At 54.8% G+C, this 12,800-nt stretch carries 12 protein-coding genes; 11 read left to right on the top strand and 1 reads right to left on the bottom strand.

Going from position 1 to position 12,800, the window contains the following annotated elements; all coding sequences use genetic code 11:
- Positions 1-29 precede the first annotated feature (29 nt).
- From WG219_12440 to pdxH, 4 genes are all read left to right on the top strand, one after another.
- The gene (locus WG219_12440) at positions 30-2,225 is read left to right on the top strand and encodes a beta-agarase (protein ID WXL28002.1); all 2,196 of its coding nucleotides are present in this window, start codon (positions 30-32) and stop codon (positions 2,223-2,225) included.
- Positions 2,226-2,271: 46 nt separating this feature from the next.
- On the top strand, positions 2,272-3,417 hold the full coding sequence (locus WG219_12435; protein ID WXL24153.1) for a serine hydrolase domain-containing protein: 1,146 nt from the start codon (positions 2,272-2,274) through the stop codon (positions 3,415-3,417).
- Positions 3,418-3,630: 213 nt separating this feature from the next.
- Positions 3,631-4,221, top strand: a complete 591-nt coding sequence (locus WG219_12430; protein WXL24152.1) for an OmpA family protein — start codon at positions 3,631-3,633, stop codon at positions 4,219-4,221.
- Positions 4,222-4,335: 114 nt separating this feature from the next.
- On the top strand, positions 4,336-4,983 hold the full coding sequence (gene pdxH / locus WG219_12425; protein WXL24151.1) for a pyridoxamine 5'-phosphate oxidase: 648 nt from the start codon (positions 4,336-4,338) through the stop codon (positions 4,981-4,983).
- A gap of 45 nt (positions 4,984-5,028) precedes the next feature.
- Here the strand turns inward: pdxH and WG219_12420 are convergent, their stop codons facing one another.
- Entirely contained in the window at positions 5,029-5,268 is a 240-nt protein-coding gene (locus WG219_12420) for a hypothetical protein (GenBank protein ID WXL24150.1), read from the bottom strand.
- A 149-nt stretch (positions 5,269-5,417) separates the two neighbouring features.
- Here WG219_12420 and WG219_12415 point away from each other — a divergent pair, with 149 nt between their 5' ends.
- The 7 genes from WG219_12415 to WG219_12385 all read left to right on the top strand — a co-directional run bounded on the left by WG219_12415 (position 5,418) and on the right by WG219_12385 (position 12,795).
- Entirely contained in the window at positions 5,418-6,554 is a 1,137-nt protein-coding gene (locus WG219_12415) for a glycerate kinase (GenBank protein ID WXL24149.1), read from the top strand.
- 103 nt (positions 6,555-6,657) lie between these two features.
- Positions 6,658-7,119 carry a glycine zipper 2TM domain-containing protein gene (locus tag WG219_12410; protein ID WXL24148.1) on the top strand — a complete coding sequence of 154 codons (462 nt, stop codon included), beginning with the start codon at positions 6,658-6,660 and terminating at the stop codon, positions 7,117-7,119.
- Between the two features lie 304 nt (positions 7,120-7,423).
- On the top strand, positions 7,424-10,216 hold the full coding sequence (locus WG219_12405; GenBank protein WXL24147.1) for a monovalent cation/H+ antiporter subunit A: 2,793 nt from the start codon (positions 7,424-7,426) through the stop codon (positions 10,214-10,216).
- Positions 10,216-10,548 (top strand): Na+/H+ antiporter subunit C, encoded by a 333-nt coding sequence (locus WG219_12400; GenBank protein WXL24146.1) that lies wholly within the window; start codon positions 10,216-10,218, stop codon positions 10,546-10,548. Before WG219_12405 ends, WG219_12400 begins: the two co-directional genes overlap by 1 nt.
- A complete protein-coding gene (locus WG219_12395; protein ID WXL24145.1) occupies positions 10,545-12,047 on the top strand; it encodes a monovalent cation/H+ antiporter subunit D in 1,503 nt (500 codons plus the stop codon). Before WG219_12400 ends, WG219_12395 begins: the two co-directional genes overlap by 4 nt.
- The gene (locus WG219_12390) at positions 12,044-12,541 is read left to right on the top strand and encodes a Na+/H+ antiporter subunit E (GenBank protein ID WXL24144.1); all 498 of its coding nucleotides are present in this window, start codon (positions 12,044-12,046) and stop codon (positions 12,539-12,541) included. Before WG219_12395 ends, WG219_12390 begins: the two co-directional genes overlap by 4 nt.
- A complete protein-coding gene (locus WG219_12385) occupies positions 12,526-12,795 on the top strand; it encodes a K+/H+ antiporter subunit F (GenBank protein WXL24143.1) in 270 nt (89 codons plus the stop codon). Before WG219_12390 ends, WG219_12385 begins: the two co-directional genes overlap by 16 nt.
- Positions 12,796-12,800 lie beyond the last annotated feature (5 nt).

Genomic DNA, 12,800 nt, shown 5'->3' with positions numbered 1-12,800 from the left:
GTTCTGCGCTTGAGGGAGTTTGTTGCGTGATGGTCAAACTGCGGTTGCAAGTGGGTGCATGGGTATTGTTGGGCTGTTCTTCATTGGCTTTTGCCCAGGAAAAACAGGAGCTGTACAACTTTGTTCGTCCTCTGGATGTGGTAAAGGTCGTTACACAAAACGTCGAGCTGCCAGACCTAAAAGGTGAAGAAACACCCGGTGGTGAGGTTTTGCGCAGAATCGTATTCCAGCCTGGCGAGCAGTCACTGCTGACGCTTCAACCTCAAAATGAGTCATGGGACTGGAGTAAACAACAGGCTCTGGTACTGCGTATTCAGAATGCGATGGACTGGGATCTGACCTTGGATGTTCAGGTTCAGAGTAATGACGGTCAACAGCTTAACAGTCGAGTCGCTTTGCGTGCCGGGCCAGCGCAAACCCTCGTACTGCCTCTCAGTGCCACATCACCCCTGAAGCACGGAATGCGTGCGGGAGTGCCGATGCCGGTACAACAAGGGGGCCGCCAAGTGCTGTTTGCCGACAACGTCAGTGGGGCGCTGGATAAATCCCAAGTGAATTCAGTAGTGCTGTCTGTCCCCAATCTGGACTCAGCCCAGAGTATTTTGCTTAGCCATGTGGCTGTTCAGCAAGAATCACCCGAAGCAAACATTTACCAGGGCATTGTTGATGCTTATGGCCAGTACAGCGGTGGCCGCTGGCCGGGCAAGATTTCGCGAGACGAGCAGTTGCAGCAAGGCGCTGCTGAAGAGGCCAGGCAACTGCAAAAGTGGCTGAGTGAGCCTAATCAGCTGGATGCCTATGGCGGGGTAAAGGTCTCTGAGGGCTTCGAAAAAACCGGGTTCTTTCACACTGAAAAGCGCAATGGGCGCTGGTTTCTGGTGACTCCAGAAGGCAATCCGTTCTTCTCCCTGGGGGTTAATGCGGTCAGCGTGGATCAAAGCGCCACCTACGTAGAAGGTCGCGAGGCGATGTTCACGGTATTGCCCAAAGACGGCGAACCCCTTGCTGCTTTTTTCGGCAGTACAGACAGCCGCAGTGGTAATGGCTCCAATCAGGGCCGTGCTTTTGACAGTGGCCGATGGTTCGACTTTTATGGCGCAAACCGTCATCGCACCTATGGCCAAACTGACCCGGCCGCATGGCGTCAACTGAGCCAGGACCGCCTGTTGGCATGGGGTTTTAATACCATTGGTAATTGGAGCGATCCGGCTTTTGCTAATGAGCCGCGCATGCCGTTCACTGTGCCGCTGTCTATCCGCGGCGACTACGCGACCATCAGCACTGGCGTGGATTGGTGGGGAGCGATGCCAGATCCGTTTGATCCCCGCTTTGCTATGGCGGCTGAGCGAGCTGTGGCCATTGCCGCTCGAGATGTGCGGGACAATCCATGGCTGATCGGTTTTTTTGCTGATAACGAACTGGCTTGGGCTGGCGCCGCAGACGATGCGAACGGTCGTTACGCGCTGGCTTATGCGACCTTGCGGCTGACCACGGATGTTCCAGCCAAGCGCGCGTTCCTTAAGCAGTTGCGCGATAAATACCGTAACCAAGAGGGGCTCTCCAAAGCCTGGGGTATCCAGTTACCGGCTTGGGAATTGATGGAGGACCCTGGTTTTGAGGCGCCACTGCCCAACAATGAGCATCCGGCAATTGAAGTGGATATGCAGGCCTTCCTGAAGCTCTACGCAGAGACCTACTTCAAAACCATCTCAGAGTCATTGAAATGGCATGCGCCGAATCATTTGCTCTTGGGGGGGCGTTTCGCCAGTAGTATTCCTGAGGCCGTCAACGCCTGTGCGGCCATTTGCGATGTGCTCAGCTTTAACTTTTATACCCGTGAGCCGCAGCAAGGCTATGACTTTACTGTGCTGCGCCAGCTGGACAAGCCGCTGATGGTTACTGAGTTCCATTTTGGCTCCCGCGATCGGGGGCCGTTCTGGGGCGGTGTGAGTGAAGTTTATAAAGAGGAAGAGCGTGGCCCAGCTTATGCGCAGTTCCTCAAGAAAGCGCTTGAGGAACCACAGATAGTGGGCGTTCACTGGTTCCAATATCTGGATCAGCCTGTAACCGGGCGCCTGCTTGACGGAGAAAACGGCCACCTAGGTCTGGTTGCCATCACTGACCGGCCATGGGATGGCTTCGTCAAAGCGGTGCAAAAGGCCAATCGCCAGGTGGCGGCAGCTATGAGTAAACTGCTGGTTACAGAGAAAACAACAAAACCGTAATCTCATACGGTTTTACTGGTGTTGATACAGGTTTGAGGGCGAGTGCGTGCAGATACAGGGATATTTCGATCTTAAATTTGAAGCGCTGCGTGATGCATTTGCTGCGCTGTTCGACAATCCCCAAGAGCGCGGTATGGCTCTGTGTGTGCAAGTTGGCGGCGAAACTGTCGTCGACTTGTGGGCAGGCACCTCTGACCGAGATGGCCAACAGGTTTGGCACAGCGACACCATACTTAATCTGTTTTCGTGCACCAAAACCTTCACAGCTGTCACTGCATTGCAGCTGGTGGCCGAGGGCAAACTTCAGCTGGATGCCCCTGTAGCCGGTTACTGGCCAGAGTTCGCTGCGGCTGGCAAAGAGAACATCACGCTACGCCATCTGCTCAGTCACCAAGCCGGTCTTCCGGCGTTGCGTGAGTTGTTACCGGCTGAAGCCCTCTATGATTGGCAAGCAATGACCCAAGCGTTGGCTGCCGAGCAACCCTGGTGGACGCCAGGGCAAGGGCATGGCTATGCCCCGATCACCTATGGATGGTTGGTGGGCGAAGTGTTACGGCGGGTAGAAGGGCGCGGGCCAGGAGAGTCTATCGTCGCTCGCATTGCTAAACCTTTAGGGCTGGACTTCCATGTGGGGTTGGCTGATGAGGAGTTCGATCGAGTCGCCACGATTACGCGCGGCAAAGGCAACATGGGAGATGCTGCGGCACAACGGTTGCTGAAAGTCACCATGACTGAGCCTACCGCCATGAGCACCCGGGCTTTCACCAATCCACCGTCGATCATGACCAGCACCAATAAGCCGGAGTGGCGGCGCATGCAGCAACCGGCTGCTAATGGCCATGGCAATGCCCGTAGCCTGGCTGGTTTCTACAGTGGTTTGCTGGATGGCAGCTTGCTGGAGAGCGATATGTTGGCCGAGCTGATCCGTGAACATGCAGTAGGTGAGGATAAAACCCTGCTGACCCGCACTCGCTTCGGCCTCGGCTGTATGCTGGATCAGCCTGATGTAGCTAATGCTACCTATGGTATGGGGCCGCGTGCGTTTGGGCATCCCGGAGCGGGTGGTTCTATCGGATTTGCTGATCCTGAGCGGGATGTCGCCTTTGGTTTCGTCACCAATAATCTTGGACCGTTCGTCTTGATGGACCCTCGACCACAAAAACTTGCACAAATCCTTACTGCCTGTTTGTAGCAACCTCGGCTAAACTGCTGCATAACCTTTTTAAGTTATCGTCATAAAGTATTAAATTTCTTCCTTTTTAAGTGTGGATTCATGATGCCAGCCCAAAAGACACTTGCTCTCTCCTTATGCCTGTTTCTTAGCGGATGCAGCTCGTTTAACTCTTTTGATCTAAGTGCCTTGGGCTTTGGTGAAAAGAAGGAAGAAAAACCTCAAGTTGTAAAGATGCCGCCGCCGGCCGTGACCCAGGCACGTTTGAATGATTACGAACCGAAGGTCAAAGAGGCCATCAAAGGCACTCACTTCGAATACGAGCGCCGTGAAAATGTATTGGTAATCACAGCACCGGTACAAGGGGCATTCAATCCAGACCGCCCTAATATGATGCTGCCAGCAATGCTGGGCCCGTTGACACGCATGGCTAAAATGGTTGAGGCCGATGAAACCATTGGTGTGTTGATTCTGGGTCACGCTGACAGCAGTGGCGATGCCAAGCAGAATCAGATTCTCAGTGAGCAACGTGCTCGCGCGTTTACGTCGATCTTTCGCATGAGCGGTCTTAAACAGAACCGCCTGACTGCCCGTGGTCTGGGGTCTGTTTCCCCTCGCGCCGCTAACGATAGCCCACAGGGCCGAGCACTTAACCGTCGTGTTGAGATCATGCTGACATCCAAAGACACCCTTAATGCGCTGATCGCCCGCTATAGTCAGCCGGCTCCTGCCAGCACGTCCGCAGCGGTTGCCGACGTGAAAAAAGTCACTGATAAAAACGCAAAGACTGTTGCCAAGGCTGAGAAGTCGGCTACCCGCAACTGATTCAGGCTACGCGTTAAGGAAGTCTGTTCTCACAAGCGCTCGCAGGCTTTTTGCGTCAGATCAAGCAGAACCTGGCGCCTCCAGTTAAGCTAGGCACATTCAGGAGGATGTGCCATGACTCAAACACTGGCTGATATGCGCCGCGACTACACCCGTGATGGCCTGAGCGAAGCCCAGGCTCCGCTTGAGCCACTGCAACTGTTCCAGAGCTGGTTTGCCGACGCAGTCAAAACCGAACAGCTCCCCGTAGAACCCAATTCAATGATGCTGGCGACCGTCGACAACGACGGCCGTCCGCATTGCCGTGTCTTGCTGCTCAAAGCCTTGGATGAGCGAGGCTTCACTTTCTTTACGAACTACGATGGCGCCAAGGGCCAGCAGCTTCAGGATAATCCATTCGCGGCGATGACTTTTTTCTGGCCAGCACTTGAGCGCCAAGTGCGCATTGAAGGGCGCGTGGAAAAGGTTACGCCGCAGGAGTCAGACGCCTATTTCCAGGTGCGCCCGCTGGGAAGTCGCTTGGGGGCTTGGGCTTCACCGCAAAGCCGGGTAATTGCTGATCGAGGTGAGCTGGAAAGCCTGCTGGCTGAAACCGAGAAGCGTTTTCTCGACACTGCACCGCATTGTCCTCCGCATTGGGGCGGTTACCGGTTGATTCCCGAACGTATTGAATTCTGGCAGGGGCGAGCCAGTCGTTTGCATGATCGCCTCAACTACCGCTTGGTAGAGGGTACCTGGCTGCGCGAGCGTCTCGCTCCGTAATGGTTATGAGCAGCAGTCGGCCAGGGCTGGCTGCTGTTTTCTTGATCAGCTTCGCTCTGTGTATTGGTCGGCGGCTTGTTGCAGCCACACTGGCAAATCGCTTCGCTTGACCTTTTGTGCCTGTGCCTCAGCCAGTTTCTCCAGCATGTAGGCACGCTTATCCGGGGAGTCCGCTCCTAATGACAGGGCCAGGTCACGGTCCATCCAGCGTTTAATTCGCACATAGATCCACCAGTGGAAGTACAGTCCTGTGATGGTGGTGATCACTACAATGAAATAATCCATAACACTCCCCAATCAAGCCACATAGCTTAAAGCATGCGGGACTGAGCATTGAAGACGTATTGTTGTCGCAGCATTTGGGCTTAATTCACTTTGGGCTGTGCTGGTGTCTTCGACCGTGAAGGATCTCGGTGCAGTTCATGAGGTTGGATATGAAAGTTGTCATTGCTCCTGATTCATTCAAGGAAAGTCTCTCGGCCCCTGATGTCGCTGCTGCGATTGCCCGTGGCTGGCTGGAGGTGTTTCCGCAGGCTGAAATTTGTCTGCGGCCAATGGCTGATGGGGGCGAAGGCACCGTTGATGCTCTGCTGGCCGCAGTTGGTGGTGAGCGCCGTTTATTAAAGGTGAAAGGACCGCTCGGAGTAGAAGTGCAGGCCCATTGGGGTTGGCTGACGGGCAATACGGCTGTCATTGAAATGGCGGCCGCCAGTGGGCTGGCGTTGATCGCGCGGGATCAGCGCGACGCTGCCCGCGCCAGTAGCTACGGTACAGGTCAATTGATTCGGGCAGCTCTGGATGCAGGGGCGCGGCACGTTATTCTTGGGTTGGGAGGCAGTGCCACGAATGATGGCGGCGCAGGGCTTTTGCAAGCGCTGGGTGCTCGCTTGCTCGATAGCGACGGTCAGCCACTGGCTTCAGGTGGTGGGGCGTTGGCTGGACTGAAAACGATTGATCTTTCTGGTCTGGATCCACGTATAGGTCATGTCAGCTTTGAAGTTGCAGCTGACGTAGATAACCCCTTATGTGGCCCAAAAGGCGCGTCTGCTGTATTTGGGCCGCAGAAGGGCGCGAACCCACAGCAGGTGAGCGAACTGGATGCGGCATTGCAGCATTACGCTTCAGTCGTTGCGCAGACGCTGGGCCAGGACCACAGCCAAGTCCCCGGCACCGGGGCTGCCGGAGGATTGGGTTTTGCCGCCAGAGCTTTTTTGAACGCAGGCTTCCGCCCCGGTGTCGAACTGATTGCTGAGTTGTCAGGTCTGGCGCAATCCATAGTCGGAGCTACTCTGGTTATCACAGGGGAGGGGCGTTTTGACTCCCAAAGTCTGCATGGCAAAACTCCAATCGGGGTTGCTCGTGTGGCTCAAGCGGCGAACGTTCCGGTTATTGTGCTGGCAGGCAGTTTGGGTGATGGCTATCAGGAGATGTACCAAGTTGGGATTCAGGCTGCATTTAGTTTGGTGCCTGGACCGATGACATTGGAACTGGCGTGTGCATCAGCTGACAAAGAGCTTCAAGCCCGCACTGTTGATATTGCACGGCTATGGAGGTTAGGCAGGGGCGTCTAGTATGTCTGTGTTTGATCGTTGAGTTTGCAAGGTGCGCTGGCTGAGTTGGATATATCGTTACCGGGCGCGGCAGAGAGCCGAGAAGGCCTGAGTGGAGAAAATTATGCGTAAAGCCATGGTATTGGCCATTTCACTGAGTTCATTGGCGCTGTTGGGTGGCTGCACGTCAAACTTGACCGGCGACTCGTATTCACGGGATGAGGCTCGCCAGGTTCAAACGGTACGACTGGGGACTATTGAGTCGCTGCGTCCGGTCAAGATTGAGGGTACAAAAACACCGATCGGCTCGGGAGCCGGCGCCATCGTCGGTGGCGTGGCAGGTAGCGGATTAGGCGGCGGACGTGGCAGTGCAGTCGCTGCGGTTATCGGTGCGGTCGCGGGTGGGTTCCTGGGAGCTGCAACTGAAGAGGGGTTGACCCGTACTCAAGGCGTTGAGATCACTGTGCGTGAAGATGACGGCAGCCTTCGCGCTTATGTCCAAGAGGTCCAGGAGAACGAGATTTTCCGGGTTGGTGACCGTGTCCGTATCATGACTGTGAATGGCACCAGCCGCGTTACTCATTGATTGTCACCTTAAGCCGGATCAGCATCGGCTGATCCGGCTTTTTATTGTTTTTTGTAAGTAAACCAGTCCCTTAGAATGAATGCGTTCAGTTCGAATGCCTTCCACTTTGGAGTGTTTGGAAATATTTCTATCCATGACGCGCTGATGATAGTTATGGATAATCGTGACATTTCCGTAATTCGTACTGTCCTGCTTCATTACTGGTTTAAGGTTAGTAGCAGGTGGCCGGTTGTTTAGGCGTATGGATGCTATGTGGCGTTAGGCTGCGCATGGACATGCGCCAGATTTGTTTGAGGGGACTTCTATGACGCTAGCGATGATCATCGCCTTGCCGTTTATTGGCATTTTTATGGCCTTGCTGGGTGAGCGTTTTGGGCGCTCAGCCTGTGCCGTGGCGACGGCTATCGCCCCCGTCATTGCGCTGTATCTGCTGTTTACAAACTATGAGGCGGTGTTTGCTGGTCAAACCCTCATTTCGACCTATAGCTGGTTGCCTGCGCTTGGGTTGAACCTGTCTGTACGCTTAGATGGCTTGGGCTTTTTGTTTGCCTTGCTGATTCTGGGTATCGGTCTACTGGTTGTTTTGTACGCTCGTTACTACCTGTCTGCTAAAGAGCCGATGGGGCGCTTTTTCTCTTATCTGCTGCTTTTTATGGGCGCCATGCTCGGTGTGGTGCTGTCTGAGAATTTGCTGCAACTCGTCATGTTCTGGGAACTGACCAGCCTGGCCTCTTTCTTGCTGATTGGTTTCTGGAGTCATCGCTCCGACGCTCGTCGTGGAGCTCGGATGTCCCTGACCGTTACCGGCGGTGGTGGATTGGCGATGCTGGCCGGTATCCTACTGATCGGCCATATCGTTGGCAGTTTCGAGCTGACTCAGGTGTTGGCTTCTGGCGATCTGATCACTAACCATGCGCTATATCCCCTGGCCCTTGTGTTGGTGCTACTGGGGGTGTTCACCAAGTCAGCGCAGTTCCCATTCCACTTTTGGCTGCCTCACGCGATGGCGGCGCCCACACCGGTTTCGGCCTATTTGCATTCTGCAACGATGGTCAAAGCTGGGGTGTTTCTCCTTGCGCGACTTTATCCGGCTCTTTCTGGATCGGACCTCTGGTTCTATTTGGTCAGTTTGACGGGGCTGACCACGTTGCTTGTCGGGGCAGCCATGGCCCTGTTCCAGCATGACCTGAAAGGTTTGCTGGCTTATTCGACAATCAGCCACTTGGGGTTGATTACGCTGCTGTTCGGTCTTGATACCCAGCTGTCCACTGTCGCGGCTGTATTCCATATCATCAACCACGCGACCTTTAAGGCTTCGCTGTTTATGGCCGCTGGGATCATCGACCATGAAACCGGTAGCCGTGATATGCGCAGAATCAACGGCCTGTGGAAGTACATGCCGCATACCGGCTTGCTCGCCATGGTGGCAGCTTCAGCCATGGCAGGGGTGCCGCTGCTGAATGGTTTCCTCAGTAAGGAAATGTTCTTCAGCGAAACCTTGAACGCTCAGCTCCTAGGTAGCTTCCACTGGGTAATTCCTGCGGTGGCAACCGTGGCCGGGGTTTTTGCGGTGGCTTACTCACTGCGTTTTATTCATGACGTGTTCTTTAACGGCGAGCCAATTGACCTGCCTAAATACCCGCCCCATGAGCCTCCGCGTTACATGAAGGTACCGGTGGAGATTTTGGTGACTGTTTGCTTGTTGGTGGGCATTGTTCCAGCCTATACAGTCGCACCTTTGCTTGCGGCGAGTGCTTCATCTGCACTGGGTGGGCAACTGCCGGAGTACAGTCTGGCGATCTGGCATGGTTTTAATCTGCCGCTGCTGATGAGCTTTGTTGCGCTGATCGGCGGGATTCTTCTGTATGCCTGTCGCAAGCCACTGTTTAGCTGGTATGAAGGATTGCCGACTATCAGTGCGATTGATCTGTTCGAGCAGGCTATGCGTAGCGTGCAGGCGTTTGCCCGTAGTGTCACCGGCTTGTTGGAGAACGGTTCGCAGCAGCGTTACTTACTCTGGATGCTGTGCAGTGCACTGGTCTTGGTGGTAGTTGCCCTTGAGCCATTGGAGACTTTGCAGGGCACCTTGCCGCTCACGCCCGTTGATGCACTGACTGCCCTCGGTTTTGCTGTGCTGTGCCTGACGTCAGTGTTGACTGTGGTTTATCACCGCGAGCGCTTGATTTCGCTGATGATCGTGGGGGGCGCGGGGTTGATGGTGGTGCTGGCATTCGCCCGTTACTCTGCACCCGATTTGGCATTGACCCAGGTTTCGGTAGAGGTGGTGACTATCATCCTGCTGATGTTGGTGCTGTATTTCATGCCGGATCGTACGCCGCCTGAGTCCAGCAGCGCACGTGTCTTACGTGATCTGCTTGTGGCCTTAGGAGTAGGTACGTTAATCGCATTGCTGACGTTCGCTGTGCTGACCCGGCCCTATGACAGCATTGCTTCCTTCTTTATGCAGAACAGTATTTCAGGTGGCGGCGGAGCGAACGTCGTTAACGTAATTTTGGTCGACTTCCGTGGCTTCGATACCATGGGTGAAATCACTGTACTGGCCATTGCCGCTGTGGGCATTTATGCATTGCTGCATGGCCTGCATTTGCCGCATCCGGAGCGCGATGCATTTGGCAGGTTATGGTCCACCGATAGCCATCCGATGATCCTCGACAAGCTATCGCGCCTTCTCCTGCCGATGGCGTTGCTGGTTTCTGCTTTTATCTTTATTCGTGGCCACAACCTACCTGGAGGCGGCTTTATTGCGGGCCTGATCACCGCGATTGCCCTGATCCTGCAATACATATCCCACGGCGTGACGTGGACTCAGACGCGACAGCCTTTGAGTTATCACGCGATAGCAGGTTGGGGTGTGATGTTGGCAGGTCTGACCGGTTTGGGGAGTTGGGCATTTGGTTATCCGTTCCTGACGACATCATTTGGTCATTTTGATATTCCGCTGATTGGCGAGATTGAGCTAGCCACAGCGCTGTTGTTTGACCTGGGGGTGTATCTGGCGGTGGTTGGGGCAACCCTGCTGATTCTTTCTAACCTCGGCCACGTGAGTCAGGACGAATCGAGCAAGGAGGTTCTCTGATGGAAGTGTTATTCGCCATTACATTGGGCGTGTTGAGTGCATCGGGTACTTATCTGTTGCTAAGGGGCCGCATCTTTCCCGTGGTACTAGGGCTGACACTGTTGTCGTATGCCGTCAATTTGTTCCTTTTTGGAATGGGTCGCCTCGTTACCGGTGGGGCAGCCGTGTTGGGGAGCGGGACAACGCAATACGCTGACCCGATTCCGCAGGCCCTGGTGCTAACGGCGATTGTGATTGGCTTTGCCATGACAGCCTTTGTTGTGGTGCTGTCGTTGCGTGGGCTGGGTGAGTTGAAGACAGATCATGTCGATGGCAAGGAGCCTCGCGCATGAATCATCTGTTGATCCTGCCAGTTCTGATTCCGCTGTTTATGGGGGCGATCTTGTTGATCGCTCACCGTATGGGAAAGCCTGCCAAGCGCGTGTTGTCACTGCTGGCAACTTTTGCCCTGATCCCCGTTGCTGCTTGTCTTCTGCTGCAGGCCGGTGATGACCAACTGCGTGTCTATGCATTGGGCAACTGGCAGCCACCGTTTGGCATCATCCTGCTGTTGGATCGTCTTAGCGCATTGATGCTGTTACTGACTTCTGTGTTGGCCAGTCTTTCTCTGATCTATGCTTCGCGTGGAGATGACGAGCGTGGGCCAAACTTTCACTCGCTGTTCCAGTTTCAGCTGCTAGGGATCAACGGGGCGTTCCTGACGGGCGATTTGTTCAACCTGTTCGTGTTTTTCGAGATTTTGCTGATCTCGTCCTATGTATTGTTGGTCCACGGCAATACCGGTGAGCGGGTAAAGGCTGGGATGCACTACGTGGTGCTGAACCTTCTGGGCTCGTCATTCTTTTTGATTGGCGTTGGTATGCTCTATGGCTTGACTGGCACGCTGAACATGGCTGACTTGGCAATTAAAGTCGGGCAGGCCGATGCCGACACGGCACCATTGATTGCTGCAGCGGCGTACTTTCTGTTGGTGGTCTTTGCACTCAAGGCTGCCATCCTGCCGTTGTACTTCTGGTTGCCCCGTGCCTATTCAGCTGCCTGCGCGCCGGTTGCCGCGTTGTTTGCGATCATGACCAAGGTGGGGTTGTACGCCATTATTCGCGTGTTCACCCTGATCTTCGGTGGTGCCGCCAATGAATTGGCCTATCTGACCCACGATCTGCTTTGGTGGTTGGCAGGTCTGACCATTGTTGCGGGTGTATTTGGGGCCTTAGCAGCCCGTCAGTTGCAAGTTCTGCTGGCATACCTGGTGGTGGTTTCAGTGGGAACGTTACTGGCCGGTTATGCCTTGGGGAATGCTGAGAGCCTGGCCGCTGCCTTGTATTACTTGGTGCATAGCACATTGGTCGCAGGAGGCTTGTTCCTCCTAGCCGACCTGATCAGCCGCCAGCGTGGGGATGCCCAAGGGGCGCTGCTGCAACAAGCAGCAGTGCAGCAACCTTTGCTGCTGGGTGGACTGTTCTTCATCGGTTGCATATCGGTGGCAGGTTTACCGCCATTCTCGGGCTTTCTTGGGAAAGTGATGCTGCTGCGTGCGGTACTGGACGAAGGTCAGGCGCAGTTGCTCTGGCCGATTCTGCTGGTGGGTGGCTTCGGTTTGATCATCGCTCTGAGTAGGGCAGGCAGTGCCCTTTTCTGGGCAGGACAGCAGGCACCAGCAGTCACACAAAAAGCAGACCCAGTGCGCTTGCTGGCAACCGTCGGTTTGCTCAGTGGCAGTGTTGTTCTGGTGATTGCTGCCCAACCGATTAGCGCCTACATGCAAGCTACGGCCGAGCAGTTGATGAATCTACAACCCTATCTGGCCATCGTCCGTGGAGGTGAGGCATGAAGCGATTCTTTCCGCATCCACTGATGATGTTGGTTTTGGCCATCCTCTGGTTGTTTATGGTCAACAGCATTGCGTTGGGACAGGTAGTGCTCGGCCTGATTTTAGGCTGGGGCATCGTCCACCTCACACAGCACTTTCTGCTGGAAGTGCCGCGTGTCCGTAAGCCGCTGCTGCTGTTTACCTTCATGTTCAAAGTGTTCTACGACATCGTCATTGCCAACCTGCAAGTGGCCAAGCTGGTGTTGGGATCGCCGCAGCGCCTCAATCCGGCGTTTGTGGATGTGCCGATGGATATCGAAAATGACTTCGTGCTGGCAGTGCTGTCGAGCATCGTCTCGTTGACCCCTGGGACCGTATCGGCAGGCCTCAGTGCTGATCACAAGATTTTGCTGCTGCATGGGCTGGATGTGCCAGATGCGCAGGCCCTGATTGATGAAGTGAAGCAACGTTACGAAGCCCCACTCATGGAGATTTTCGAATGCTCACGTACGTAATGCCAGTGTGCATGGCACTGCTTGCGCTGGCAGTGGTGCTCAATGTCGCGCGCCTGATCAAGGGGCCGAGTATGCCGGATCGCGTTTTGGCCTTGGACACGTTGTACATCAACGGGCTGGCGCTGGTAGTCGTCTTTGGGATCTGGCTCAACAGCAACATTTTTTTTGAGACGGCGTTGCTGATCGCTGTTATGGGCTTTGTCAGTACGGTGGCGGTAGGTAAGCACCTGCTGCACGGCGACATCATTGATTAAGGACC

It is taken from the genome of Pseudomonas mendocina, from assembly GCA_037482215.1.
GTDB lineage: Bacteria > Pseudomonadota > Gammaproteobacteria > Pseudomonadales > Pseudomonadaceae > Aquipseudomonas > Aquipseudomonas mendocina_E.
The sequence above is the reverse complement of the archived record's forward strand: the minus strand, read 5'-3'. Positions and strand labels throughout refer to the sequence as shown.